This window comes from Nocardioides agri, assembly GCF_013778305.1.
GTDB classification, from domain to species: domain Bacteria; phylum Actinomycetota; class Actinomycetes; order Propionibacteriales; family Nocardioidaceae; genus Nocardioides; species Nocardioides agri.
The window spans coordinates 1,708,788-1,733,790 of sequence record NZ_JACEIC010000002.1 but is presented as its reverse complement, the minus strand read 5'-3'; the positions used below and the strand labels follow the sequence as shown (position 1 = coordinate 1,733,790).

17 protein-coding genes and 4 tRNA genes are annotated in these 25,003 nt (G+C 73.5%); 9 read left to right on the top strand and 12 right to left on the bottom strand.

The annotated features are described in order from the left end of the window. Positions 1-9 precede the first annotated feature (9 nt). A complete protein-coding gene (locus tag HZF07_RS13005) occupies positions 10-3,162 on the bottom strand; it encodes a response regulator (RefSeq protein WP_157342186.1) in 3,153 nt (1,050 codons plus the stop codon). A gap of 34 nt (positions 3,163-3,196) precedes the next feature. On the opposite strand from HZF07_RS13005, the gene HZF07_RS13000 reads away from it, so the two are divergent. Further along, positions 3,197-4,252, top strand: a complete 1,056-nt coding sequence (locus tag HZF07_RS13000; protein ID WP_181645145.1) for an LLM class flavin-dependent oxidoreductase — start codon at positions 3,197-3,199, stop codon at positions 4,250-4,252. Here HZF07_RS13000 and HZF07_RS12995 read toward each other — a convergent pair. Further along, positions 4,224-4,934 carry a thermonuclease family protein gene (locus tag HZF07_RS12995; protein WP_157342182.1) on the bottom strand — a complete coding sequence of 237 codons (711 nt, stop codon included), beginning with the start codon at positions 4,932-4,934 and terminating at the stop codon, positions 4,224-4,226. The genes HZF07_RS13000 and HZF07_RS12995 overlap by 29 nt on opposite strands. A 102-nt stretch (positions 4,935-5,036) precedes the next feature. Between HZF07_RS12995 and HZF07_RS12990 the strand changes: the two genes are divergently transcribed. The 3 genes from HZF07_RS12990 (at position 5,037) to HZF07_RS12980 (ending at position 11,737) form a co-directional block, all read left to right on the top strand. Further along, the gene (locus HZF07_RS12990; RefSeq protein ID WP_181645144.1) at positions 5,037-7,304 is read left to right on the top strand and encodes a DUF6351 family protein; all 2,268 of its coding nucleotides are present in this window, start codon (positions 5,037-5,039) and stop codon (positions 7,302-7,304) included. An 85-nt stretch (positions 7,305-7,389) separates the two neighbouring features. Beyond that, entirely contained in the window at positions 7,390-7,773 is a 384-nt protein-coding gene (locus HZF07_RS12985; RefSeq protein WP_157342180.1) for a hypothetical protein, read from the top strand. A gap of 85 nt (positions 7,774-7,858) precedes the next feature. Then, positions 7,859-11,737: an Ig-like domain repeat protein gene (locus HZF07_RS12980; RefSeq protein WP_157342178.1), complete on the top strand. Its 3,879-nt coding sequence runs from the start codon at positions 7,859-7,861 to the stop codon at positions 11,735-11,737. Positions 11,738-11,781: 44 nt separating this feature from the next. Here the strand turns inward: HZF07_RS12980 and HZF07_RS12975 are convergent. After that, a tRNA-Phe gene (locus HZF07_RS12975) sits at positions 11,782-11,855 on the bottom strand. Between the two features lie 101 nt (positions 11,856-11,956). Here HZF07_RS12975 and HZF07_RS12970 point away from each other — a divergent pair. Continuing rightward, positions 11,957-12,029: transfer RNA gene (locus HZF07_RS12970), tRNA-Glu, on the top strand. 104 nt (positions 12,030-12,133) lie between these two features. Here HZF07_RS12970 and HZF07_RS12965 read toward each other — a convergent pair. The 4 genes from HZF07_RS12965 to HZF07_RS12950 are packed head-to-tail and all read right to left on the bottom strand — an operon-like array spanning position 12,134 to position 19,396. Continuing rightward, entirely contained in the window at positions 12,134-12,838 is a 705-nt protein-coding gene (locus tag HZF07_RS12965; protein ID WP_181645143.1) for an ABC transporter ATP-binding protein, read from the bottom strand. Beyond that, positions 12,835-13,716: an ABC transporter ATP-binding protein gene (locus HZF07_RS12960; RefSeq protein ID WP_157342176.1), complete on the bottom strand. Its 882-nt coding sequence runs from the start codon at positions 13,714-13,716 to the stop codon at positions 12,835-12,837. The genes HZF07_RS12965 and HZF07_RS12960 overlap by 4 nt, the downstream gene beginning before the upstream one ends. Continuing rightward, positions 13,713-16,343, bottom strand: a complete 2,631-nt coding sequence (locus HZF07_RS12955) for an ABC transporter permease (RefSeq protein ID WP_157342174.1) — start codon at positions 16,341-16,343, stop codon at positions 13,713-13,715. The genes HZF07_RS12960 and HZF07_RS12955 overlap by 4 nt, the downstream gene beginning before the upstream one ends. Next, the gene (locus HZF07_RS12950; RefSeq protein WP_157342172.1) at positions 16,340-19,396 is read right to left on the bottom strand and encodes an FtsX-like permease family protein; all 3,057 of its coding nucleotides are present in this window, start codon (positions 19,394-19,396) and stop codon (positions 16,340-16,342) included. The genes HZF07_RS12955 and HZF07_RS12950 overlap by 4 nt, the downstream gene beginning before the upstream one ends. Before the next feature lie 159 nt (positions 19,397-19,555). Between HZF07_RS12950 and HZF07_RS12945 the strand changes: the two genes are divergently transcribed. Next, positions 19,556-19,632, top strand: a tRNA-Asp gene (locus tag HZF07_RS12945). Positions 19,633-19,696: 64 nt separating this feature from the next. Further along, positions 19,697-20,053, top strand: a complete 357-nt coding sequence (locus tag HZF07_RS12940; RefSeq protein WP_157342170.1) for a metallopeptidase family protein — start codon at positions 19,697-19,699, stop codon at positions 20,051-20,053. Here the strand turns inward: HZF07_RS12940 and HZF07_RS12935 are convergent. Genes HZF07_RS12935 through HZF07_RS12925 form a run of 3 tightly spaced genes read right to left on the bottom strand, consistent with a single transcriptional unit; the run spans position 20,044 to position 21,694 of the window. Continuing rightward, the gene (locus tag HZF07_RS12935) at positions 20,044-20,370 is read right to left on the bottom strand and encodes a fluoride efflux transporter FluC (RefSeq protein WP_181645142.1); all 327 of its coding nucleotides are present in this window, start codon (positions 20,368-20,370) and stop codon (positions 20,044-20,046) included. The genes HZF07_RS12940 and HZF07_RS12935 overlap by 10 nt on opposite strands. After that, complete coding sequence (locus HZF07_RS12930; protein ID WP_181645141.1) at positions 20,367-20,771, bottom strand: FluC/FEX family fluoride channel; 405 nt, start codon at positions 20,769-20,771, stop codon at positions 20,367-20,369. The genes HZF07_RS12935 and HZF07_RS12930 overlap by 4 nt, the downstream gene beginning before the upstream one ends. Next, the gene (locus HZF07_RS12925; protein ID WP_181645140.1) at positions 20,768-21,694 is read right to left on the bottom strand and encodes an ATP-binding protein; all 927 of its coding nucleotides are present in this window, start codon (positions 21,692-21,694) and stop codon (positions 20,768-20,770) included. Before HZF07_RS12925 ends, HZF07_RS12930 begins: the two co-directional genes overlap by 4 nt. A 251-nt stretch (positions 21,695-21,945) precedes the next feature. Here HZF07_RS12925 and HZF07_RS12920 point away from each other — a divergent pair, with 251 nt between their 5' ends. Next, positions 21,946-23,433, top strand: a complete 1,488-nt coding sequence (locus HZF07_RS12920) for an NAD(P)/FAD-dependent oxidoreductase (protein ID WP_157342166.1) — start codon at positions 21,946-21,948, stop codon at positions 23,431-23,433. Positions 23,434-23,436: 3 nt separating this feature from the next. On the opposite strand, the gene HZF07_RS12915 is transcribed toward HZF07_RS12920, so the two are convergent. Beyond that, positions 23,437-24,075, bottom strand: coding sequence for a PaaI family thioesterase (locus tag HZF07_RS12915; RefSeq protein ID WP_232523047.1), 639 nt, complete (start codon positions 24,073-24,075; stop codon positions 23,437-23,439). A 66-nt stretch (positions 24,076-24,141) separates the two neighbouring features. Between HZF07_RS12915 and HZF07_RS12910 the strand changes: the two genes are divergently transcribed. Beyond that, positions 24,142-24,678, top strand: a complete 537-nt coding sequence (locus HZF07_RS12910) for a GNAT family N-acetyltransferase (protein WP_157342162.1) — start codon at positions 24,142-24,144, stop codon at positions 24,676-24,678. A 135-nt stretch (positions 24,679-24,813) separates the two neighbouring features. Here the strand turns inward: HZF07_RS12910 and HZF07_RS12905 are convergent. Beyond that, positions 24,814-24,886: transfer RNA gene (locus HZF07_RS12905), tRNA-Lys, on the bottom strand. Positions 24,887-25,003: the final 117 nt, after the last annotated feature.

Sequence of the window (25,003 nt, the reverse complement as noted above, 5' to 3'; positions counted from 1 at the left end):
CAGAGGTGCTCAGCGGTCCGACCCGGTGGCCCGGACGAGCGCCGAGACGGCGATCTCGACCTCGGCAGCGAGGTCGTCGAGCAGCGCCTTCGTGTCGCCGGTGCGCCCGGCCGCCCCGAGTGACTCCAGTCGCTCCGCGGCGGCGGCGACCCGCGGGAGGCCGAGGTTGAGCGCGCTGCCCTTGAGCTGGTGGGCGGTGGTGAGCAGGTCGTTGGCGTTGCGGGACTCGGCGGCGTCACGGATCGCCACCACCTGCTCGCCGACCCGGCTGATGAAGGAGTTGGCCGTGCGCTCGAAGAACGTCGTGCCGTCCTTGACCAGGCCCTCGAGCATCCGCACGCGCTCGGGGTCGAGCACGCCGATGATCGCCTCCGCCTCGGTCGCGCCGCCCGCCGTCGAGCCGGCCCAGGTGCGCAGCGCCCGCTCGACCTCCGTGCCGTCGACCGGCTTGGTGAGGTAGTCGTCCATGCCGGCCTCGAGGCACCGCTCGCGCACGCCCTCCAGGGCGGAGGCGGTCATCGCGATGATGGGGACCCGCACCCCGGGCGGCTCCTGCTTGCGGATCCGCCGGGTCGCGTCGAACCCGTCGAGCCGCGGCATCCGGCAGTCCATCAGCACCACGTCGTAGGAGTGCCGACCGGAGAGCAGTGCGACCGCCTCGAGCCCGTCGCCGGCGAGGTCGACGGCGCAGCCGAGGTCCTCGAGGAAGCCGGCGGCGACCAGCTGGTTGACCGGGTTGTCCTCGACCACGAGGACGCGGACGCCGAGGGCCGGCCGGCGACGCGCGGGCGCGCTGGTCGTCGTGCCGGGGCGGGGTGCCAGCAGGGCGAGCAGGGTCTCGTGCAGCTCCGCGTGCCGGATCGGCTTGTCCAGGCTGCCGCGGATCCCGGCGTCGACGACCTGTTGGCGCGACACCGGCTCGGACGTGAGCAACAGCATCGCGGGCTGCGGGAGGCCCTCGAGCGCGCCGATCTGCCGGGCCAGCTCCAGCCCGTCGGTGTCCGGCATCCGCAGGTCGAGCAACACCACCTCGAAGGGGTCGCGGCCCCACCGCGCGTCCTGGAGCGCGGCGAGCGCGGCCTCCGCGGAGTCGACGGCGAGCGGCCGCATGTGCCAGGCCGCCAGCTGGTGCTCGAGGATCAGCCGGTTGGTGGCGTTGTCGTCGACGACCAGGACGTGGCGACCGCGCAGCTGGACGGGTACGTCGAGGCGGCGCGCCGCCGAGCCGCTGACCAGGCCGAGCCGGGCCGTGAAGGAGAACGTGCTGCCGGAGCCGGGCTCGCTCACCACCCAGATCTCGCCGCCGAGCGCCTCCACGAGCTGCCGGGAGATCGTCAGCCCGAGCCCGGTGCCGCCGTGCCGTCGGGTCGTGGACGGGTCAGCCTGGGTGAACGCCTCGAACAGCCGCTCGCGCTCGGCCGGGTCGATGCCGACGCCGGTGTCGGTGACGTCGACCCGGAGCACGACGTCGCGGGACGACGCCCGCTCGATGCGCGCCGCGATCACGACCTCGCCGGCATCGGTGAACTTCACGGCGTTCGCGCCCAGGTTGCTCACGACCTGCCCGAGGCGCACCGAGTCACCGCGCAGCTGCGCCGGGACGTCGGGGTCGCAGGCGACGACGAGCTCCAGCCCCTTCTCGTGCGCCGGACCGCTGAGCAGGGACGCGACCTGGTCGAAGACCCCGCGGACGTCGAAGTCGGCAGCCTCCAGCTCGAGCTTGCCGGACTCGATCTTCGACAGGTCGAGGATGTCGTTGATGATCCCGAGCAGGGTCATGCCGGAGCCCTGGAGGTTCTCGGCCAGCCGGCGCTGGTGCTCGTCGAGGTCGGTGCGCAGCAGCAGGTCGGTGAGCCCGATGACGCCGTTCATCGGCGTGCGGATCTCGTGGGACATGGTGGCCAGGAACTCCGACTTCAGGCGGGACGCCTCCATCGCGGCGTCGCGGGCCTCCGCGAGCTCGCTGGCGCTGCGCTCGCGCTCGGCGACCACGCCGAGCTGGTGGGCGATCTGGGACAGGAGGCGGTGGGAGTTCTCGTCGGGCGGCACCTCGTCGGCGAGCAGCTCGACGACGCAGACCACCTCGTCGGCGAGGAAGACCGGCATCGCGACGATCGAGTGCGTCTCCTCGAGCCCGGGCGCCGCCCGCACCGCCATCTCGCCCGTCGCGCGCGCCCGCTCGGCGAGCTCGGCGTCGGGCGGCACCGGCGACTGGTCGCGACCGATGTCCAGCAGCTCCGGCGGCTCTGCCGGGGAGCCGTACAGGTAGGCGGCCACGGCCGACCAGCTGGTGTTCATCGGCACGCCGGCGCCGGCGATGAAGAGGAGCTCGCGCAGGCTCGTCGCCCGGTTGGCGACCTCCGCCATCTGCTGCAGCAGCTGCAGGCGCCTGGTCGCCTCGGCGGCCTGCTCGTCGGCGTCGTGCACTGCGGTGGTGTCCTGGGCGGTGCCGCTCAGCCGCCAGACGGTGCCGGTCTCGTCGACGTCGGGGATGCCCCGGCCCCGGATCCAGCGCACCTCCCCGTCCGGCCGCATGATCCGGTGGTCGAAGTCGAACGCCGTGCCGTGCAGGCCCTGGTCCAGCGCCGCGAGCGCGAGGTCGCGGTCGTCGACGTGGATGCGCTCGAGGTAGGTGAGGTAGTCGATCTCGGTGGCCTGCTGCACCCCGAAGATGCGGCACATCTCGTCGGACCACTCGACCCGGTCGTGGCGGACGTCCCACTCCCAGCTGCCCAGGTGGGCGATCTGCTGGGCGGTGGCCAGCTGCTGCTCGCGCTTGTTGATCGTCTCGAGCAGCTGCTTGCGGTCGGTGTACGGCGTGACGCGGTGCAGCCAGCCGATCCGCCTGCCGTCGTCGTCGACCACTGGCGCGAAGCTGACCAGCCCCCAGACCGCCGTACCGTCCGGGCGGACGAAGTGGGAGTCGATGTTCTGCCCGCCGGTCCCGGACTCGACCATCCGGGCCAGGGCCGCCGAGAAGTCGCGCCGGCCCTGCTCGTCCATCGTCTCGTGGACCGGGAGTCCGGGCATCGAGGCGGGATCGCGTCCGAGCATCCGGGCCATGTGGTCGTTGGCCCACACGGTCACGCCGTCGTCGTCGAACACCCAGAGCCCGTCGGGGTGCGCGTCGAAGAGACGGCGGATGAACCCGGGGTCGTCCATGCACCATTACTACCCGACAGGGGAGGATGGCGTGGTGGACATCGACGCCCTCGGCACTCCGCAGCACCCGACGTTCGGTCTCGACACCTTCGGCGACGTCGCCGGCGGCTCGGCGGCCGCGACGATCCGCGAGGTGGTCGCCGAGGCGGTGCTGGCCGACGAGGTCGGGATCGACGTCATCGGGCTGGGGGAGCACCACCGACCCGACTTCGCGATCAGCGCGCCGGACGTCGTGCTCGCCGCGATCGCCGGCCAGACCTCGCGGATCCGGCTCGGCACGGCGGTCACGGTGCTCAGCTCCGACGACCCGATCCGGGTCTTCCAGCGGTTCGCGACGCTCGACGCCGTCTCAGGCGGCCGCGCCGAGGTGACCCTCGGGCGTGGGTCGTTCACCGAGTCGTTCCCGCTCTTCGGGCTCTCCCTCGACGACTACGAGGTGCTGTTCTCCGAGAAGCTCGAGATCTTCGCCGAGCTGCTGCGCGAGGAGCCGGTCACCTGGTCCGGCTCGGTCCGGTCGCCGCTGGAGGGCGTCTCGGTCTTCCCGCGCACCGAGGACGGGCTGGTCGCCTGGATCGGCGTCGGTGGCACCCCGGAGTCGGTGGTCCGGGCCGCGTCGTACGGACTGCCGCTGGTCGTCGCCGTCATCGGCGGCTCACCCGCGCAGTTCGTGCCGCTCGTCGAGCTCTACCACCGCGCGCTCGCGCACTACGAGCACCCGACCCGGCCGGTCTCGATGCACAGCCCCGGCCACGTCGCCGCCACCGACGAGCTGGCCCGCGAGCAGCTGTACCCCCACCAGGCCGCCGCCTTCACGCGCATCGGCCGCGAGCGCGGGTGGGGGCCGTACACGCCCGACCAGTTCGAGGCCGGCGCCGCGCCCGAGGGCGCCCTCTTCGTCGGCTCGCCCGAGACCGTCGCGCAGAAGATCGCCTGGGCCGTGAGGACTCTCGGCCTCTCCCGCTTCCAGCTCAAGTACGCCGTGGGCGCGCTGCCGCACGAGCAGCGGCTCGAGTCGATCCGGCTCTACGGCACCGAGGTGGTGCCGCGGGTGCGGGAGCTGCTCAGCAGCGACCCCACAGACCGCGGTTGAGGTCCTGCGCGGTCCGCTCGGCGTCCTGGTAGCCGCTGGTCCGCTGGAACGGGACCCCGCCGTAGACGTAGACCGTCGCGTGCCCGCGCGCGACCTGGACCCGGCCGATGTCCCTCGCGCCCTTCATGACGTAGCGCAGCAGCCGGCCGTAGCGGTCGACCTCGTCCTGGGTCGGGTCCGAGACGAGCCGGACCCGGGTCCCCGCCGGCAGCAGCTGCCGCGCGGACTGCGACGCCTCCGGGCCGCCACACTCCACGCCGCCGTACACCTCCGGGGTGTCGATGCCGATCAGCCGCACCGACGACGTGCGCCCCGTGGGGAACCGGACCTCCACGGTGTCGCCGTCCACGACCCGCACGATGCGGACGCCGTCGCGCTGGGTGCCCTTCGGCGGGGTCGCCGGCGGCGGCTTCGGCTTGCTGCCTGTGCCGTAGAGGCACGGGCACGGCAGCGACTCGCACGCCACCCCGTCGCCCTCGGCGTCCAGCCCGTGCGGGTCGGCCGCCGGGCCGCCGGCCGCGAGGTAGAACCGCTGGGCGGCCGCCTGGCTGCCGAAGTCGCCGCAGTCCCGGTCGTACGACGTGGCGGTGCCCGCCGACGCCTGGTGGGCGGACGACAGCAGGGCGGTGACGACGGTGGCGGCCGCGAGGGCCACGCCGAGGGGGCGGAGGAGGGAGCGCATGACCAGGGGATCGGCAGGTAGCCGCGACTCCTGAACACCCTGACCGCGTCAACCGCGAGCAACCGACAGTGACGACGCGGGCCGAGCCTCGTTGACACAGACATGCGCGCGAGATCCCTGCCCCTGCTGGCCCTGGTCCTGCCTCTCCTCGTGCCACTGGCGCACCCCGCCGAGGCAGCACCGGCGCCGCGGAGGCCCCGGCTCCAGGTGGAGGTGCTCAGCAACCGCGCCGACCTGATCTCCGGCGGCGACGCGCTGGTGAGGGTCAGGGTGCCGCGGGGCGTCCGGCCGCAGGACGTCACCGTCCGCGCCGGCAGGCGCGAGGTCACCCAGCGCTTCGCCAGGAAGGGACGCACGCTCACCGCGCTGGTCACCGGCCTCCGGCTCGGCCGCACGGACCTCACGGCCACGGCGCCGAAGGCGCGTACGGGGCGCATCGTGGTCACCAACCACCCCAACGGTGGACCGGTGTTCAGCGGCCCGCAGACCCGGCACTACCGCTGCCAGGAGGGCGCGCGCGACGCCCGCTGCAACCAGCCGGCCACCTACGACTACCTCTACAGGTCCACGGACCCGAGCAAGCAGGGGCTCCAGCCCTACGACCCGGCGAGTCCGCCGTCCGACGTCGCCACCACCACGACCGACCGGGGCGTCGAGGTGCCGTTCGTGGTCCGCCGGGAGCGCGGCTTCCAGGACCGCGACCGCTACACGATCCTCACGCTCTTCAGGCCAGGTACGCCGTGGCGCGCGAGGCGGCCGCAACCCCAGTGGAACCACAAGCTGCTGGTCACCCACGGCGGCGGCTGCGGTGCGTCGTACACGCCGGGTGATCCGCCGCTCGCCGACTACTCGGGCACCTTCGACGACGTCCCGGTCGCGACGCCGAGCCACGTGACCGCGCTCGGCAAGGGCTTCGCGGTGATCTCGACCGCGCTCGACAACACCGGGCACAACTGCAACGTCGCGCTCAACGCCGAGTCGGTGATGATGGCCAAGGAGCGCCTGGTGGAGCGCTACGGCACGCTCCGCTACACGATCGGCACCGGCTGCTCGGGCGGCTCCATCGCCCAGCACACGGTGGCCAACGCCTACCCGGGCATCTACCAGGGCCTCATCACCACCTGCTCCTACCCGGACACGTTCACCGCGGGCGCGCAGTTCGCGGACTACCACCTGCTGCGCCTCTACTTCGAGGACCCGAGCCGGTGGGCGCCGGGCGTCGTCTGGCTGCCGACCCAGATGGCACAGGTCGAGGGCCACCTCAGCCACGTCAACGCCGTCGTGGCCGACGAGGGTCTCTTCAAGGCCGCGCTCAACCCCGAGCACGACTGCCCCGGCACCCTGCCGACGCAGGCGGGCGACGCGACCACGAGGTACGACGACCAGACCAACCCCGGCGGCGTCCGCTGCTCGGTGCTCGACCTGCTGGTCAACCAGCTCGGTCCACGGCCGCGGAGCGTCTGGGGAGCCGAGGAGACCCGGGCCGGCCACGGCTTCGGCGGCCTGCCCTTCTCCAACACCGGTGTTCTCTACGGCCTGTCGGCGTTGCGGAGCGGGCTGATCACACCGGCCCAGCTCGTCGATCTCAACGAGAAGGTGGGCGGCCTCGACGTCGACTCCCGCCCGATCCCGCAGCGGATCGCGGGCGACCCGGCGTCCATCGCCCGGGCCTACCGGACCGGCCTCATCAACGAGGCCAACCACCTCGACGAGGTCGCGATCATCAACCACGGCGGCCCCGACCCCGGCCTGGCGCACGACTACGCCCACGCGTTCTGGACCGAGGAGCGGCTGCGGGCCGACCAGGGGCACACCGACAACCGGGTGATGTGGTTCGGCCCGGCGCCGCTCATCGGCGACCCCCGCTGGGCCAACGAGGCGCTGGCGAAGATGGACTCCTGGCTGGCGGCGGTCGAGAAGGACCGCTCCCGCAAGCCGTTGGCGGCGAAGGTGGTGGCCGACCGGCCGGCCGACGTCACCGACCGCTGCGTCGTCGACCAGCTCGCCCAGGCCTGCGACGTCAAGGAGCTGCAGGCGCTCCAGACCCGGTTGTCGACGCCCCGGCAGGAGGCCGGCGGCCCGCTCGCCAACGACGTCGTGTCGTGCGCGCTGCAGCCGCTGACCCGCGAGCTCGTCGCGTCACCGTTGCCCTTCACCGCCGCGGAGTGGGCCCGCCTCCAGCAGGTCTTCCCGGCGGGCGTCTGCGACTGGACGAGGCCCGGTCCGGGCCAGGGGCCGGCCGAGACCTGGCTCCGGTACGACGCGCGCGGCGGCGGCGTCGTGTACGGCGGCCGCAACCTGCCCGCCGTACCGGCCCGGTCGGCGACCGGCGTCGTCGGTCCGTCGTTCCGCCCGATGCTGAGGCGCTGACGGCGCTCGCTGCGACACCGTCGCGACGGCCCGCGGGTTGAGCAGAACCCTTGACGGGACGGCATCGATCGGGGAGCGTCCCGCCATGGAGCGCGCGCCCCACGAGAACGTCGCGACCGTGCTGGTCGATCCCGCCGTGCTGCGCGAGCTCGAGGTGCACCTGATGACGCTCGACCTGCGCGTGTGGCCCATCGCGACCGCGCCGATCTGTCCCGACGGGCCGCGCCGGGCCTTCCAGGAGCGCCGCCGGATGCTGATGGCCCGCCGGGGCGAGTGGGAGCTGGCGGCCGACTGGACGCCGGTGTGGATCTCCTTCGGCGAGAGCTGGTACGACGGGGCCGACCCGCTCCCGTGGGTCGCCCACAAGACGCTCTACCGCACGCTCGAGCAGTACGCCGACCACGTGCGCTACCGGCCCGGCCTCGGGGGCGTCCCCCGTCTGGCCGTCCCGCACGAGCGCTCGGCCTGACCCTGCCCTCAAGTCGGAGGCTCCACCGACCGAGGTTGTCGATGTGCCGTCGGTGTCGGCACAGTCGACCCGTCGAGGAGTCTGCATGTCCTGGAGCCGCAGCGGCGCCCGCCTCGCGTCTGTCGTGTCCGCCGCCCTGGTGACCGCCCTGCTGGTCGTGGCGACGCCCGGCTCCGCGTCCGCGCTCGACAGCCCGGGCGGGCTGAGCGTGGCCGACGGCAGCGCGCGCATCCTGTCATGGGACCGGGTGGTCGGCGCCACGGCGTACGACGTGCAGGTCTCGCAGAGCCCGTCCTTCAGCCCGACCCTGGCAAGCGTCTCGACCGTCAACGACGAGTACGTCCCGGTCGTCCAACTGCCGGCCGGCGAGGTCTGGTGGCGGGTGCGGGCTAAGATGGGCTCGACGCTCGGGGACTGGACCATCTCGTCCTTCACCGTCACCGCGGGCGCCGCCCCGGTGCCGATCGAGCCGCTGACCGGTCACACGTTCCAGGCGCCGACCGCGCCGCTGTTCTCGTGGCAGCCGGTCGCCGGCGCGACCTCGTACACGGTGCAGACCGGTCCCGATCCGGCGTTCACCGACCCCGCCCTCTACGCCACCAACAAGCAGAAGACGACGGCGGCATACCTCGGCGGGTACCCGCCCGCCGGGGACTACTACTGGCGCGTCCAGGCCGAGCTGAGCACCGGCTACGCGACCGCCTGGTCCGCCCCGTTGCTCTACCACGTCGACGGGCTTCCCCCCGCCGAGCTCCAGGCCCCGGTCGACGACTTCGGTCCCGAGGTCACCGACGTGGTCCTGGACTGGAAGCCGGTCCCCGGGGCGGCGAACTACGACCTCCAGGTGGGCACGGACGAGAACTTCCTCACCGTCGTCCACGAGGAGTCCGGGATCACCGGCACCCGCTACTCGCCGCCGACGACGCTGGCCAACGACGAGTACTACTGGCGGGTGCGGCCCGTCGACGGCAGCGGCAACGCCGCACCGTGGCCCGCCACGCCGTGGAAGTTCCGGCGGGCGTGGTCCGCCCAGCCGACCGCGACCTACCCTCAGGGCACCGTCGACACCAGCCGACCGTTCTTCTACCAGTGGCAGCCGATCGAGCGTGCCAGCAAGTACAAGGTCTACCTCTACGACGAGACCGGCGAGCAGGTCTGCACCACGACCACCGTGCACACGACGATCGCTGGCGCGTGCGTCCCGACCAAGACGGGCACCTTCCGGTGGAAGGTGCAGGGCATCGACGACACGCAGGGCGTCGTCACGGTCTGGCTGGCGCAGGCGCCGACCTGGTTCGACTACACCCTGCCCGGCGTCGTCACCCCTGCTCCGGCCGGGAGCCTCAGCGTCTCGGACGTCACCGGCATGCGGGTCTCGTTGACCGGCACCGCGGCGTTCAGCGGACTGTCCGGCGACACCTGCGAGGGCATGCTGCCGGCGACCTGCCTCGACCTGCGCCAGACGCCCGTGCTGACCTGGGACCCCGTTGCGGGCGCGAGCTCCTACCGGCTCACGATCTCCTACGACCGCGAGCTCACCAACGTCTACGGCACCTACACCGTCAGTCAGCCGATGTGGACGCCCCCGACCTCCACCACGCTGCCCGACAGCCAGGCGGGTTCCGCGTACTTCTGGGTCGTGCAGCCCTGCGGGGTGAGCTGTGCCCCCACCGCGTTCCCGACCCACTCCTTCGCGAAGAAGACGATCGCCCCCGCGCTGCTGAGCCCCGCGAACGGCGAGGTCGTCTCCGACGACGTCCAGCTCTCCTGGAGCTCTGAGCTCTCCAGGCTGGCGGAGCCTGGGGCATCGGACGGCTCTGCCGTGACGACGGCGGGAACGATGGAGGCGAAGAACTACCTCGTCGAGACCTCGATCGACCCGGGCTTCGCGTCCAAGATCGAGTCGACCCTCGTGGACCAGACGTCATTCACCTCGTTCTCCGGCACCTACCCTGAGGGCATCGTCTACTGGCGCGTGCGCGCCATCGACGGCGGCGGCACGTCCAGCGTCTGGAGCGCGGTGCGCTCGTTCGAGAAGCGCTCACCGGTGCCCGAGCTGCTGACGCCCGCGGACGGCGACGCGCTCGGCCAGGACTACACCCTGCGGTGGAAGCCGCTCGACTTCGCGGCGTCGTACGACGTCGAGGTCTACGCCGGCCCGACCAAGGTCGCGACCGCCACCTCGATCTACTCCTCGTGGACACCCTCGGCCCCGTTCCCGGCCTCGGCCGACGGCTACACCTGGCGGGTGCGGCGAGTCGACGCCGGCGGCCGCAAGGGCGACTGGAGCGCAACCCGCTCGTTCCGCTTCGAAGGTTTCCAGCCGTCACTGGTCGCGCCCGCCCCGTCGGCGGTCGTCGCGCCGACGGCCGGACGGTTCAGCTGGCTTCCGGACGCCCGCGCGACGAGCTACCGCTTCGAGCGGCGCAAGCCCGGCACGACCGACCTCGCGGAGACGGTGACGACCCGGGCGACCGTCTGGTCTCCGATCGCGGCGCTCGCCGCCGGCACGGCGCAGTGGCGGGTGGTCGCCCTCGACGCCTCCGGCGTGAGTCTCGGGGCCTCGCCCTGGCGCGACTTCGTCGTGATCGACCCGCCGCTCGTCGTCACCCCCGTCACGATCACCGGCAGCGGAGCCCTGGGGTCAGAGCTCCGGGCGTACGCCCCGACGTTCGAGCCGGCGGCCACGACGACGGCGTACCAGTGGTACCGCGGCACCAGCCTGATCAGCGGCTCGACCGGGGAGACCTACACCGTGGTCTCCACCGACATCGGCAAGGCGATCACCGTGAAGGCCACGGGCACGGTGGCCGGCTACCAGAACGCGACGTCGACGAGCAACGCCATCACAGGGACCGCGGAACCCTCGCTGGCGGTCGTCACCGCGGTGTCGATCACCGGGAGCGGAACCCTCGGGTCCGTGCTCCAGGGCTACGCCCCGACGTTCGAGCCGGCGGCCACGACGACGGCGTACCAGTGGTACCGCGGCACCAGCCCGATCAGCGGGGCGACCGGCGACACCTACACCGTGGTCTCCACCGATATCGGCAAGGCGATCACGCTCAAGGTCACGGGCACGGCTCCCGGCTACCAGGACACGGCCTCGACGAGCAACACGATCACGGGCGCGCCGGCCCCCGCCCTCACGGTCGCCATCCCGGTCTCGATCACCGGCAGCGGAGCGGTCGGGACCGTGCTGAGTGCGGTGGCCCCGACGTTCGACCCGGCGGCGGCGACGACGTACCAGTGGTTCCGCGGCACGACCGCGATCACGGGCGCGACCGGTGACACCTACGCGGTGGTCGCGACCGACCTGAGCAAGTCGATCACGGTCAAGGCCACGGGAGCTGTCGCCGGCTACCAGCCGACGACCTCGACGAGCAACGCTGTCGTGGGGGCGCCGGGTGCGCCTTTGGTCGCTGATCGCGCTCCGGTCGTCACCGGCACCGCGGCAGTGGGCGGCAAGCTCTCGGTGTCTCCGGGCGGCTGGCCGGCAGGCGCGCGGCTGACCTACCAGTGGTTCCGCGACGGTGCGGCGATCCCCGGGGCCATCGCCTCGACGTACACGCCGTCGACGGCCGACGCGGGCCGCGTGCTCAAGGCGGTGGAGACCGCCACGCTGACGGCCTACCAGCCGGGCACCGCCACGAGCGCTCCGGTCAGCGTCGCCAAGGTCGCCTCCACCGCGAAGGTCCTGCTCAGCGCGACGACCACGACCGTGAGGAAGCGGGTCACAGCGACGGTGACGATCACGGCGTCGGGGATCGCCGCACCGGGTGGCTCGGTGTCGCTCTACGTCGGGGCCAAGCGGATCAAGGTGCTCGCGCTCGGCACCGGCACGAAGGTCACTCTGCGGTTGCCGAAGCTGCCGGCCGGCAAGTTCACGGTCAAGGCCGTCTACAGCGGCGGCCCTCAGGTCCTGGGCGCGAAGTCGTCGGTCCGCCTGAAGGTCGCCAGGCGCTGAGAGCAGGAAGCCCCCGCCGAGGGGGCGGGGGCTTCCTGTGCTTGTGGGCAGGGGCGGGGTCGAACCGCCGACCTTCCACTTTTCAGGCGGACGCTCGTACCAACTGAGCTACCTGCCCAAGCGACGGACACCCTACAGGGCCTCCCGGGTCCGACGAAAATGGGGCGGTTCAGATTCGTACGACGTCGCGCGCGGCCCTATGCTTCAGGTGCGTTTCTGGCCCCCATCGTCTAGCGGCCCAGGACCCCGCCCTTTCACGGCGGTAGCGCCGGTTCGAATCCGGTTGGGGGTGCTCATCCGCGCGACTCGGCGCATCTTGCTCGCTGTCTCCACAGGTAGGCGAGCAAGACGCGCCGACTCGCGCTCGTGCGACGGGCAAGACGCGCCGAGTCGGCGTCAGCTGGCCGCGTGCCTCCCGGCGGGGACCGCCAGCCGCCCGTCCCGCAGGTCGAGCACCCGGTCGGCGTACGCCGCCATCCTCGGGTCGTGGGTCGAGACGACGGCGGCCACGCCGCGCTGGTGCACGAGCGCCGCGATCAGCGACATCATCGCCTCGGCGTTGACGCTGTCGAGCTGTCCGGTCGGCTCGTCGGCGATCAGCAGGCTGGGCTCGTTGGCGAGCGCCCGGGCGATGCCCAGCCGTTGCTGCTGCCCTCCGGACAGCTCGGCCGGTCGCTGGTTGGCGTGCGCGGACAACCCGACCGCGTCCAGCAGCTCGGCCACACGGGCGTCGCGGTCGGCGGCCGACAGGCCCCGGATCCGCAGCGGCAGCTCGACGTTCTCAGCCGCCGAGAGCACCGGCAGCAGGGCGAAGGACTGGAACACGAAGCCCACCTCGTGGCGGCGCATGTCCACCAGCTCGGCCTCGGAGGCCGACGTCACCTCGCGATCGCCCAACCACACGCGTCCCGAGCTCGGCCGGTCCAGGCCGCCGAGGAGGTTGAGCAGCGTCGTCTTGCCGGAGCCCGACGGGCCGCGCAGCACCAGCAGCTCACCCGCCGGCACCTGCAGCGAGACGTCCCGGAGCGCGTGCACGGCGGTGGGGCCGTCGCCGTAGGTCCGGGACAGGGCCTCGCAGCGCAGCACGGCCGGCCGGCTCACGACGGGGCCTCCTCGTCGGCCGTCGGATGCACCTTGACGTGGTCGGGCTCGAGCTCGAGGCGGACGAGGTCCTTCAGCGACAGGGCCTTGAGGTACTCCTCGGGCAGCTGCAGGCGGCCGACGCGGTCGAGCACGGCGTACTCCTCGGCGTGATGCTGCTCGACGCCCTGGGCGTCGAGCCGGGTGGTGCGCAGGACCTCGGTGGAGAGCCGGCCGTCGCGGATCTGCACCGTGCGGCGCACCTGGTGCGAGACGCGCTGGTCGTGGGTCACGATCAGCACCGTCACCCCGAGCCGCTCGTTGACGTCGCGCAGCGCGTCGAAGACCAGCTGCGAGCTGGCCTCGTCGAGCTCGCCGGTCGGCTCGTCGGCGAAGAGCACCTCCGGTGCGTTGGCGAGCGCCACCGCGATCGCGACGCGCTGCTGCTGGCCTCCCGACATCTGCGCGGGCCGCCGGTCGCGCACCGCCCCCACCTCGAGCAGGTCGAGCAGCTCGCCGACCCGGGCCGACCGTTGCCGGCGCGGGGAGCGGGCGACCGCGAGCGCCATGGCCAGGTTCTCGCCGGCGGTGAGGTAGGGCAGCAGGTTGCGCGAGGTCTGCTGCCAGACGAAGCCCACGCTGTGGCGCCGGTACGCCGTGCGCTCGCGGGTGTCCATCGCCAGCAGGTCGTGGCCGGCCACGTTGGCGGACCCCGCCGTCGGCACGTCCAGGCCCGACAGGATGGAGAGCAGCGTGGACTTGCCGGAGCCCGAGGCGCCCACGACGGCCGTCAGCTCGCCGCGGTCGACGCGGAGCGTGAGGCCCTGGAGCGCCTGCACCTCGACGCCCTCGGCGCTGAAGATCCGCACCAGGTCGGCGCACTCGATCTGTGCTGTCATCGTTCTCCCATCTTGACGGTCTCGGCAGGCGCGAGCCGGCGGCCCACCGCGACGGCGACCAGCCCCGCGACCACCACGACGCCGACGAACGCGGCCACGCCGGCGAGCACGAGCAGCGGCTCGACCACCGGCTGGGGCGGCGTCCGGCCGCCGACGAACGGACGCAGGTCGAGCGCCCGGGTGATGACGCGGGGCAGGAGCAGCCCGAACACGGTGCCGACGAGCACGGCGGTCACGGCGATCGGCCCCAGCTCCCACGCCACCACGCCGCGGAGCTGGCGGCGCGACATCCCCAGGATCCGCAGCACGCCGAGCATCTGGTGGCGGGACCGGGCCGCGGCCAGCGACGCCAGGACGACGGTGAGCATCGTCAGCACGAGCGCCACGAGCGCGGAGACCAGCAGCGCCGGCCGGAGGCCGCCGACCACCGGCGAGGAGCTGACCGCGGCCAGCTCCTCGTCGACGTCGACGACCTCGACGTCGGGGTGACCGCCGACCGCTGCGGCGGCCAGGCCGGCCACCTCGTCCGCGGCCGCACCGTCCTGCACCCGGACCAGCAGCAGCTCCCGGGGCTCGCCGTCGCCCTCGGCGGCCCCGGTGGGCAGCGCGGACTGGTCCACGAGGACCCAGCGGCGGTCCAGGCCCGGCAGCAGGTCGCGGCCGACGACGCTCGTGACGACCGCCGGCACCTGGTCGAGCAGGACGTCCTCCGGCTCCTCGGCCCGGTCGGTGCCGAGCAGCAACGGCAGCGCATCCTGGCCGCGGCCGGCCAGCACGGGCAGGTCGGGTCGCACGTCGTGCAGCGCCGCGGTGTCGGTGACGACCACCTCGACGCGGGCGGTCCGCCCGAGGTCGAGCTCGACGCCGGAGCGCACGGTGAGCAGGGCGGCGGCGTCGACGCCTGCCAGCCGGCGTACCGCCGCGAGGTCGCCGTCGTCGAAGCGCGCCGCGGAGAGCCGGACGTCGGCCCCGACGCCCTCGCGCACCGAGTGCTCGAGCCCGGACCGGATCGTGGTGGCCATCACGGCGGAGAAGGTGACGACGGACAGGCCGACCACCAGCGCGAGCGCGGCGGCGAAGCCGAGGGCGGGGCTGCGCACCGCCCGGGCCGCGCCCAGCACCGCGACCGGGCCGCGTCGCGACCGGAGCCGGCGCTGGAGCAGGAGGAGCGGCCACGGGAAGACCCGCAGCACCAGGACGCAGACGGCGGCGGTGAGCAGGGCTGGGGCGGCGACCACCAGAGGGTCGATGCCGACCGCGCGGCTCGACTCGACGACGCCGCGGCGCACCAGCGACAGCAGCGACAGCGCCGCCAGGGCGACCACTGCTATCTCCAGCACCGGGCGGCCCCGGCCGTGGGTGGCCACGCGGAGGTCTCGCCGCGGCTGGTGCAGGGTCCGAGGGTTCGTGAGCACCCCGAACAGGAGCGGCACCAGGAGCGCCGTGAGCACCGGCAGGGCCCGCCCGACCGGACCGAGGGTCGCCGGCACGAGGGTCGAGACGACCAGGATGGCGAGTGCCGACACGGGGACCGCGATCAGCAGTCCTTCGAGCACCATCACCGCGCGCACCTGCATCCGCCCCGCGCCCCGCGCGGACGCCAGCGCCAGTGCCGGCCGCCGCCGGTCCAGCACCGTCTGCACCCCCAGCGCGAACACGGCCACCAGCACCCCCGCCAGCCCCGAGAGGGCGAGCGCCAGCAGGGCGTACGTCGACGCGATGCGGTCGCTGGTCCGCTCGACGACATCCGCCAGGCCGGTGCGCAGGCTCAGGCGGCCGCCGTTGGGCAGCTCGACAGGAGTGCTCGCCAGGCGGCGGGCCTGCGGCTGCAGGGTGTCCGCGTCCGCGTAGCGGACGCGCGAGGCATCGATCGGGAACCACGCGACGATCGATCCGCCCGCCATCGGCTCGCGCAGGGCGCTGGCCGAGTCCGGGTGGACGAGGGCCGTGCCGAGCACGGTGGGCAGGGTGTCGGGGGCCTCCTGGACGGTCGGGGCCACCAGGTCGCCGGAGTGGACGGCGTAGCTGCCGTCGGGGTCGTCGATCTCGACGATCGCGGTGACGAGGAGCGGCGCGGGATCGTTGGGGAGCCGGTCCCCGACGCGCAGGTGCACCCGTTCGGCCAGCGCCCGGGACACGGCGACCTCGATGGGGCCGCGGCCGTCGTACGCGTCGGGGAGCCGGCCCTCGACCGGGCGGGCCACCTGGTCCCAGGCGAGGTCGATGGCCAACCGGAGGTCGAGCGTGAGCTGCTGCTCGCGCGGCAGCGTCACGGTGCTCGCCGAGGTCCGGGCGAGCCAGTGCGGTTGCCCGACCAGGTCCCGCAGCGGCTCGGGGAGGCCGAGGCGCACGTTGCGGATCGCCACGTCGGTCGCGACGTTCTGCTGCGCGGCGGTGTCGGCGTAGCCGAGCTGCCCGATGCCCGCCAGGTCGAGCTCGGTCGCCGACGTCGTCATCAGCGCGTGCCGGAGCTCGCGGTCGCCCAGCCGGGCCAGCGCCCGCGGGGCGAGCGCCACGCCGGCCACGGTGACGCCGACGAGCAGCGCGACCAGGAGCGAGGCCCGCCACCCCGCCGAGTAGTGGCGACGGAGCAGACCGGCGTCGCCGAGGAGCGAGCGGCGGCTCATCGGTCGGTCACCGGCCCACGGCGCAGGTCGGCGCCCACCCGCGCGGCGTACCAGGCGATGCCGGCGGCCAGGGTCCCGACCAGCAGCGCCGTCCCCGCCAGCAGCGCGACGGCGTCGACGGCGAGGCTGGTGCCGATCGTCGGGTAGGGCTCGGGCACCGCTGCGCGGGCGAGCTGGGGCACCACGAGGACGGCGACCGCGGCGCCGGCGAGCAGGCCGACGACGAGGGCGAAGGCCGCCGTCCAGGCCAGCTCCCGGACCCGTAGCCGCTGCTGGTCGCGCACCGACATGCCCAGGGCTCGGAGGATCTCGGCGTCGTCGTGGCGCGCGCTCAGCTGCCCCCGGGCCACGGTGACGAGCGAGAGCAGGGCGAGCAGCCCGCAGCCGGCCGCGCCGAGCCACCAGGCCCGCGTCGTGGTGGCGAGTGCCGTACGCCCGGCCGCGTCGGTGGCGGTGTCGACGCTGGCGTTGGCCGGCAGCATCCGACGCAGGTCGTGGGCGGTCGACTCCGGGGCGGCCGCCGCGATCCACAGACCCGTGGGGGAGGGCACGACGTTCTGGCCGGCCAGCCTCGCCTGCTCGAGCGCGCGCAGGTCGACGAGCGCGGCCGACTCGTCCGGCGCGCCGGGCACGGCCGGCACGACCCGCGCGACCGTCGTCTGGAGCTGTTCGTAGGTGCCGTCCAGCGACAGCGTGAGCGAGTCGCCGACGTCGAGGTCGAGGTGGTCGGCGGCGACGGTGGACAGCACGACCGGCGTACGCGGCCCGTCGGGCGAGCCCGGCGCGAAGGTCGGGGTGAGCCGGATCCGGCGCACGCCCGGGTCCACGACCACGGCGCCGCCCGGTGCCTGCCCGCCCGGCGCCAGCGTGAGCTCCCGGTCACCGGGCATGCGGGCCGTCCAGGGACCGTCGCCCAGCTCGGTGGGACCGTCCGGGCCGGTCGCCGTGAGGGCGACGAGCCCGACCCGCGGCTGGCTGCCGGCGCGCGTCTCGCGCCCCTCGACCCCCAGCTCCAGCGCCGCGATCGTCCGGGGGCCGGCGACACCGGAGGTGTCGGCCGGCAGGGGCGCGGCGTACGACACGGTCCCCGGCGCGGACCCGGTCCGGCGCGGGAGCCGCACGGTGCGCAACGCGCCCCCGGCGTCCGCCACCACGACCCGGACCTCCGGGCGGCCGGCCAGGCCCGTGGCCTCCAGCTCGACCGCGACCTCGCCCGCCCCGGCGGGGATCTCCGGTGCCGAGGACCGGCTGGTGAGGGCCGCGGCGGTCTCGCGCCGGTCGGCGAGCCCCCGGCCGAGGGTGGCGAGGGCGGCCGGAGTGGCCGCGACCAGTGCGCCGACGTCGCCGCCGAGCTCGGTGGCGACCGGAGCCACGGCGCGCACGCCGGCGACCCGCGCGACGGCGGCACGGGTGGCGGCGTCGGGACCGGGCTCGTCGGTCGACACGTGGACGTCGGCGCCCGCGCGCAGCTGACGGGTCCGGTCGAACCCGTCCGACCACGTCCGGTCGTACGCCGCGGCCGTCACCAGGGTCGCGGCCGCGATGGCGACGACCAGCACCGGGGCGGTGACCGGGACGAGCCGGCGGGAGAGATGGCGCGCGGCCAGCGTGCGCGTGACGTCCCCGGCGTCGGACCGGCGCTCGGCGCGAGCGGCCAGGGCGGGGAAGATCACGAGGCCGAGCAGCACGAGCGCCACCAGCAGGGCGGCCGGAGCGGTCACGGCGATCGGGTCGACGGCGGGCACGCCGTCGGCGTCGACGGTCACCGGGGAGCCGTACGTGCGGAGCTGCCACACCGCGAGCCCTGCGGCACCGACCGCGAGCGCCACCAGCCCGGGGCCGACCAACCGTCCGGCCCGTCCGCTCGGGCCGCGCCACGCGGTCCGGCCCGTCGAGCGCCACACCTGCAGGGCCGTGAGAGCTGCCGTGGCCACCGACACCAGCAGCACCGCGGCGACCACCGCCGGCCCCGACGGCGCGGCGTCCGGACGCCCGAGCGCGTGGGCCGCTCCGACGGCGGCGAGCGCCCCGAGCGCTCCGCCGACCACCGTGGCGGTCGCCGCCTCGACCGCGGCCGACCCGGCCAGCGCGCCCGACGCCGCGCCGCGCGCCCACAGCAGCGACAGCTCGGCGGCGTGCGTCGTCACGAACAGGCGGGCGAGGGCGGCGATCGCGACGAGACCGACGGCGGCGAGCAGCACCACGACGGCGGGCTGCACGGCCCGCAGCCCGTCGGTCCGCAGCGCCACCTCATGGGCGACGTTCAGGATCCGACCGTCCACCGCCAGGCTGTCGACGTCGTCGATGCGGTCCTGCCAGTCCAGGTCGAGCCGTCCGCGGGCGCGCGTCACGGCGTCGAGGTCGGCCACGGTGAGGTCGGCGACCTCCGGCACGACCACCCAGTGCGCGCGGGGCTCCGCGGTCAGCTGCCCCCAGCGGCTCTCCGCGACGACCACCGGCCCGAACCGGCCGTCGCTGCTCCCGGAGGCCACCTGCGGGTCGCCCACCCAGCGGGGGTCGAGGTGGTCGCGCGCCCGCCAGGTGCCGGCCACGCGCAGCCCGACCCCGCCCAGCACGACGTCGTCGCCCGGTCGTACGCCGAGCTCGTCGGCGGCGTCCGCCTGCACGAGCACGTCCCCGTCGTCCTCGGCCCAGGATCCGGCGACCAGGTCGGCGCGGGCGGAGAGGTCCGCGACGCTCAGCGCGGTCACCACGCGCTTGGAGCCGGAGGCCCCGGCGGCCGCGACCGTCAGCGGGACGTCGGCGGTGATCGTGCGATCGACCGACCAGGGCGTCGAGACCGTGTCGAGCGAGTCGGCGAGTGCGGCTCGCACCTGCTCGTCCTGGCGGTCGGCGTCGTCCGCGAGGTCGACGGACACCCGCAGCACGAGGTCGGCACCCGCGTGCCGGCCGGCGACGGCCCGGGCCCCGTCGTCGACAGCCGCGTCGACCTGCCCCACGATGGCCAGGCCGACCCCGCACAGCAGCATCGCCGCTCCGAGGAAGCCCGAGAGCAGCGGACCGTGCACGCGAAGGCGCGGGACGACGACCAAGCGCCACCTCGCGATCTCCGACCACCTCGACCGATGGGAACGCTAACATCGGCGTCGTCCACACGTGGGGAACGGCGCCGATCAGGCCCCGTCACTCCCGATTGGGAGTCCGCCACATCGATGGGTTAGAGTTCCACCCGCTGCACCAGTGCAGCGCCTGGCCCCGTAGCGCAGTTGGTTAGCGCGCCGCCCTGTCACGGCGGAGGCCGCGGGTTCGAGTCCCGTCGGGGTCGCCAGTCTGAGCCCCGGATCGAGAGATCCGGGGCTCAGCGCATTTCCCGGCCCGGACACAATGGGCGCATGCCGGTGGAGATGTCGCCCGAGGAGTTCGACGCGCTCGTCGACCGCGCCCTCGACGGCATCCCCGACGAGCTCGCCGCGCTGGTGCGCAACGTGGTCGTGCTCGTCGAGGCCGAGCCGCCCGAGGGCGAGCCCGACGACCTGCTCGGCCTCTACGACGGCATCGCGCTGACCGAGCGGTGGGGCGACCCGCAGATGGACCTGCCCGACCGGATCCTCGTCTTCCGCAACCCGCTGCTCGACATGTGCGCGAGCCCGGAGGAGCTGGAGGAGGAGGTGCGGATCACCGTCGTGCACGAGATCGCGCACCACTTCGGCATCGACGACGCCCGGCTTCACGACCTCGGCTACGCGTAGAGCGCGAACCCCCCGGCGCACGCGGCGAGCGACAGCACGACCGTCAGGCCCGCGTACGCGGCCCCCTGCCGCGGCCCGAGGTCGTGGGTCTGGACGGCGAAGGCCGAGTACGTCGTGAAGCCGCCGCAGAAGCCGGTGGCGAGCAGCGCGCCCGCATGTTCCGACAGCGACATCGCCGAGAGGACGCCGAGCAGCGCGGAGCCGAGGACGTTGACCACGAGCGTGCCCCAGGGGAGGCGGCCGTCGAGGCGGGTCGCGACCACGAAGCGGAGGGGTGCTCCCACGGCCGCGCCGAGCGCGACGAGCAGGGCCGTCACTCGACGGCCCCCTCGGGCTCCGGCGGCACGAGGCGGGCGGTCAGGGCCACCACCGCCAGGCAGGCCGCGAGGGTGCCGAGTGCGTAGCACGCCGCCGTCGCGAGCTCGCCGTGGGCGAGCAGCGCCCGTGTCTGCTCCGAGTACGTCGACAGCGTGGTGTAGCCGCCGAGCACGCCCGGGCCGAGCCCGACGGCGAGCGCGCGGCTCCGGCGTACGGCTGGGAGGGCCGGCAGCAGCGCGAGTGCGAGCGCGCCGGTGACGTTGACGGCGAACGTCGTCCACGGGAAGGCGTCGGCGCTCACCGGGAACGCCTCGGTGAGCCCCCAGCGCGCCAGTGCGCCGACCGCGCCCCCGACCGCCACCGCGGCGACCAGCCGCGGGGCCGGGCCCGCAGGGGTCACGGCATGCTCGGGGCTCGCGTCACGGCGGCATCCTGCCACGCGATCGGGCCCTCGCCGCGCTCCTGGCGGACGAACTCGCTGAGGAACCAGCGCTGGAACTGCTGCTGGTCGGCGGTGCGCGCGAGCGAGAGCAGCCGCTCCTCGCGGCAGAACGCGTCGGCGAGGTCGAGCAGCTCGATGAAGCGGCCGATGGTCGCCGCGGTCGGGCGCGGCATCGCGACCCGGAGGTCGGCCCGGTCGGCACCGGAGGCGAGCGCCTGCTCGATCTGGTCGGCGCCGATGCCGTCACGCAGGTCGCGCTCGAGGGACCCGAAGAGGTCGGAGAGGTCCTTGGCGAGCGGGTAGTCGGACTCGTGCGCGAGGGCCAGGAGCCGCACCTCGCGGCGCAGCTCGCGGTAGTGGCGCTGGAACTCCACGAACGAGCGCAGGGGCACGCCGAGGATGTCGATCCGCATCTCCTCCACCCCCGGCGACGCGGGGACGGGTGCCGGCTCGCCGGTCACGACGCCGGGTGCGGGCTCGCGGGCGGGCCGCGCGGCGGGGGCGAACCAGACCGTCTTGCCGTCTTCCTCGATGTCGACGCCCCACGCGTCACTGCACCGGGCGACGATCCCGAGTCCACGGCCGAAGGTCAGCAGCAGGTCGTCCTCGTCGAGCGGCTCGGTGACGGGCAGCTCCGGCACCTCGCGGGAGCCGTCGTGGACCTCCACCCGCGGGTGCTCGCGGGTGCCGCGGACCCGGACCGAGATCGGACCGGAGGCGTGCAGGAGCGCGTTGGTCACCAGCTCCGAGACGCCGAGCTCCGCGCACTCGACGAGGTCGTCGCGACCGATGTCATGGCAGGTGTCGACCACCCATCGGCGCGCGTCCTGCACACCGCGGGGTCCCGGGCCCAACGACAGGGCCGGCCTGCTCAGCGGCACGCGCACCCTCCACTGTGTCTGGCACTGCGTGCCATCCAAGCGCTCCTACCCCGCAGAAATCGTGCCGAAACCTGCGCTCGTACGTCGATCTTCTCGGTCCAGACCGGCCCCGACAACCGATCTGCGTGCCGATCTTCAGTGTGATCGAGGAGACGCCCTGAATTGGAGGAATCGGGCATCCGGACGGAAGAATGGGTACCCCGGAGCGTGTTTTCCCCACACCTCCGACGAGCAGCAGTGAAAGGTCCCTGATGGCAGCGCAGCCGATCTCCCCGACGTCCCAGCGGCACCGGGTGGTGGTCATCGGATCCGGCTTCGGTGGCCTCTTCGGCACCAAGGCCCTGCGACGCGCCGACGTCGACGTCACGATGGTCGCGAAGACGACGCACCACCTCTTCCAGCCGCTGCTCTACCAGGTCGCGACCGGCATCCTCTCCCAGGGCGAGATCGCCCCGCCGACCCGCGAGATCCTCAGCGGTCAGAAGAACGCGCAGGTGCTGCTGGGCGAGGTCACCGACATCGACCTCGAGGCCCGCACCGTGACCTCGCAGGTCCTCGGCCGCTCGACCGTCACGCCGTACGACTCCCTGATCGTGGCGGCCGGCGCGGGCCAGTCCTACTTCGGCAACGACCACTTCTCCGAGTTCGCCCCGGGCATGAAGAGCATCGACGACGCCCTCGAGCTGCGCGGCCGGATCTTCGGTGCCTTCGAGATGGCCGAGATCGGCGCGACCCGCGGCGAGAACGTCGACCACCTGCTGACGTTCGTGGTCGTGGGCGCCGGTCCGACCGGCGTCGAGATGGCCGGTCAGATCGCCGAGCTCGCGCACCGCACGCTCAAGAAGGACTTCCGGGCGATCAACTCCCGCCACGCGCGGGTGGTGCTCGTCGACGCCGCGCCGCAGGTGCTGCCGCCGTTCGGCAAGAAGCTCGGCGAGAAGGCCAAGGGCGAGCTGGAGAAGCTCGGTGTCGAGGTCGTGCTCGGCGCGATGGTGACCGACGTCGACGAGCGCGGCATCGAGATGAAGTTCAAGGACGGCAGCGTCGAGCGCATCGACAGCGTCACGAAGATCTGGGCCGCCGGCGTGCAGGCCAACCCCCTCGGCCGCACCCTGTCCGACCAGACGGGCGCGCCGCTCGACCGCGCCGGCCGGATCGCGGTCAATCCCGACCTCACGCTCCCCGGCTACCCCGAGGTGTTCGTGGTCGGCGACATGATCGCGCTCGACAACCTCCCCGGTGTCGCGCAGGTGGCGATCCAGGGCGCCAAGTACGCCGCCAAGGAGATCGACAACCGGCTGAGCTCCAAGCCGTCGCAGGGCCCGTTCAGGTACTTCGACAAGGGTTCGATGGCGATCATCAGCCGCTTCCGCGCGGTCGCGCTGATCGGGAGCCTGCGGCTGACCGGCGTCGTCGCGTGGCTGATGTGGCTGGCGCTGCACCTCATCTACATCACCGGCTTCAAGAACCGCGTCACCGCGCTGCTGCACTGGTTCGTGTCGTTCATCGGCCGCGGCCGCTCCGAGCGCACGACCACCGAGCAGCAGATCTTCGCCCGGAGCGCCCTCGGGCGGCTCAAGCGCGGCGCTGCCGACCTGGTCTCCGACCCCGGCATCTACGACGCCGCACGGTCGGTGCTGGAGACGACCCGGCGCGCGGAGCTCGAGGCGCAGGCCGAGGAGGAGGCGCGCCTCACCGACGCCGGCCAGCGCGGCGTACCCGCCGAGCAGCGCGCCTGACGCCTACTCGAAGTACTTCGGGGTCGCCGCCTCCGCGGCGATCCGCTCCCGGGCCCACCTCGGCAGGATGAACAGGCCCTCGGCCTCGACGGTGACGCCCTCGGCGTCCGCGATGTGGCCGCGCGCCCAGGTCTTGATGCCCTCGCTGCGCTCGATCCAGGCCTCGGCGCGCAGGTCGCCGAGCGGGGTGCCGCGCCGGTAGCGCAGCGTCAGCGTCGCCGTCATGCCCGGCTTGCCGCCCGCACCGGTCGCCTCGCCGAGCATCTGGTCGAGGATCAGGGCGGAGACGCCGCCGTGCACCAGCCCCGGCGGCCCCTCATAGGCCGCGCCGAGGTGGAAGCCGCACCACGCTCGCCCGTCGCTCGACCGGTCGACGACCAGGGGCGGCGCGATCGCGTTGCGCAGCCCGACGGTCGGGTTGCCCCACGGCCGGCCGCGACCGGTGGCGCCGTAGCGCACGCCGTACGCGCCCTCGAGCTGGCTGGTCCGCAGGCGGGCCACGATGCCCTCGACCTCGACCTGCACCGCCTTGATCTCGTCGTCGTCCACCGTCGTGCGGATCGTCGCGTCGACGAGCTCGCGCACAGCGTCGGTGAGCGGACCGTAGACCGACTTCTCGTACTCGATCTCCGCCTCGGTCATCTCGTCACGCTGGTAGCCGGCCACAAAACCCGATGCTAGAACATGTTCCATTTGATGGAATGCGGCATGACTTCGCTGGTCCGTCCCGACGCCGCCCTCGCCGCCTCCTGGGCGGAGACCATCGCCGAGTTCCACGCCGGCGGCGAGCAGCACATCCACGGGTCGGGGCTCTGGGACTTCGAGACGCTCGACGTCACCGAGGAGGGCTGCCGCACGGTCGTCGACCACCTGCTGTCCCAGGCGGACCCCGCCACCGTCCTGCCCCCGGGGCGGGTGCACTGCTCGTACTTCTGGATCACGGACGGCCCCGACATCGTCGGCTTCCTCGCGCTGCGCCACTCGCTCAACGAGTGGCTGCTCAACGAGGGCGGCCACATCGGGTACGGCGTACGCCCCTCGCGCCGGCGCCAGGGCCACGCGTCCCGCGCCCTCGCCCTCTCGCTGGCGGCCGCCGCCGACCTCGGCATCGAGCGCGCGCTGGTCACGTGCGACGACGACAACCTCGGCTCGCGCCGGACGATCGAGCGCTGCGGCGGGGTCTACGAGGACACCCGCAACCACAAGCTCCGGTTCTGGATCGACACCACCCGGGAAATGGAGTGAACCGCCTGCGTCTCGGGCCACCGACGGTTCAACCTCGGGGAAACTAAGGCCTCGGTCCGCCGATGGCGAGCGTTTCACCGACGTTCTCCCGAACACTGGGGTCGGGATGACCCGTCCGGGTGACCTGCCTGGGAGTAGGCCCCGTGGGACTCGAACCCACAACCCGCGGATTAAAAGTCCGATGCTCTGCCAATTGAGCTAGGGGCCCGGGACGTGGTTACTTTCATTCTGCGTACCCACCGGACTACACCGGCGTGGTTCGCGCACCATGTCCAGGTCATCCTGCCCTATGCCCGGCGAGCGTGAAGAGTCCGGGCGGCCGATT

Coding starts and splice junctions, on each gene's coding strand:
- HZF07_RS13005 (WP_157342186.1), bottom strand. CDS start 3,162: ATGGACGACCCCGGGTTCATCCGCCGTCTCTTCGACGCGCACCCCGAC.
- HZF07_RS12995 (WP_157342182.1), bottom strand. CDS start 4,934: ATGCGCTCCCTCCTCCGCCCCCTCGGCGTGGCCCTCGCGGCCGCCACC.
- HZF07_RS12990 (WP_181645144.1), top strand. CDS start 5,037: ATGCGCGCGAGATCCCTGCCCCTGCTGGCCCTGGTCCTGCCTCTCCTC.
- HZF07_RS12985 (WP_157342180.1), top strand. CDS start 7,390: ATGGAGCGCGCGCCCCACGAGAACGTCGCGACCGTGCTGGTCGATCCC.
- HZF07_RS12980 (WP_157342178.1), top strand. CDS start 7,859: ATGTCCTGGAGCCGCAGCGGCGCCCGCCTCGCGTCTGTCGTGTCCGCC.
- HZF07_RS12960 (WP_157342176.1), bottom strand. CDS start 13,716: ATGACAGCACAGATCGAGTGCGCCGACCTGGTGCGGATCTTCAGCGCC.
- HZF07_RS12955 (WP_157342174.1), bottom strand. CDS start 16,343: ATGAGCCGCCGCTCGCTCCTCGGCGACGCCGGTCTGCTCCGTCGCCAC.
- HZF07_RS12940 (WP_157342170.1), top strand. CDS start 19,697: ATGCCGGTGGAGATGTCGCCCGAGGAGTTCGACGCGCTCGTCGACCGC.
- HZF07_RS12920 (WP_157342166.1), top strand. CDS start 21,946: ATGGCAGCGCAGCCGATCTCCCCGACGTCCCAGCGGCACCGGGTGGTG.
- HZF07_RS12915 (WP_232523047.1), bottom strand. CDS start 24,075: ATGACCGAGGCGGAGATCGAGTACGAGAAGTCGGTCTACGGTCCGCTC.
- HZF07_RS12910 (WP_157342162.1), top strand. CDS start 24,142: ATGACTTCGCTGGTCCGTCCCGACGCCGCCCTCGCCGCCTCCTGGGCG.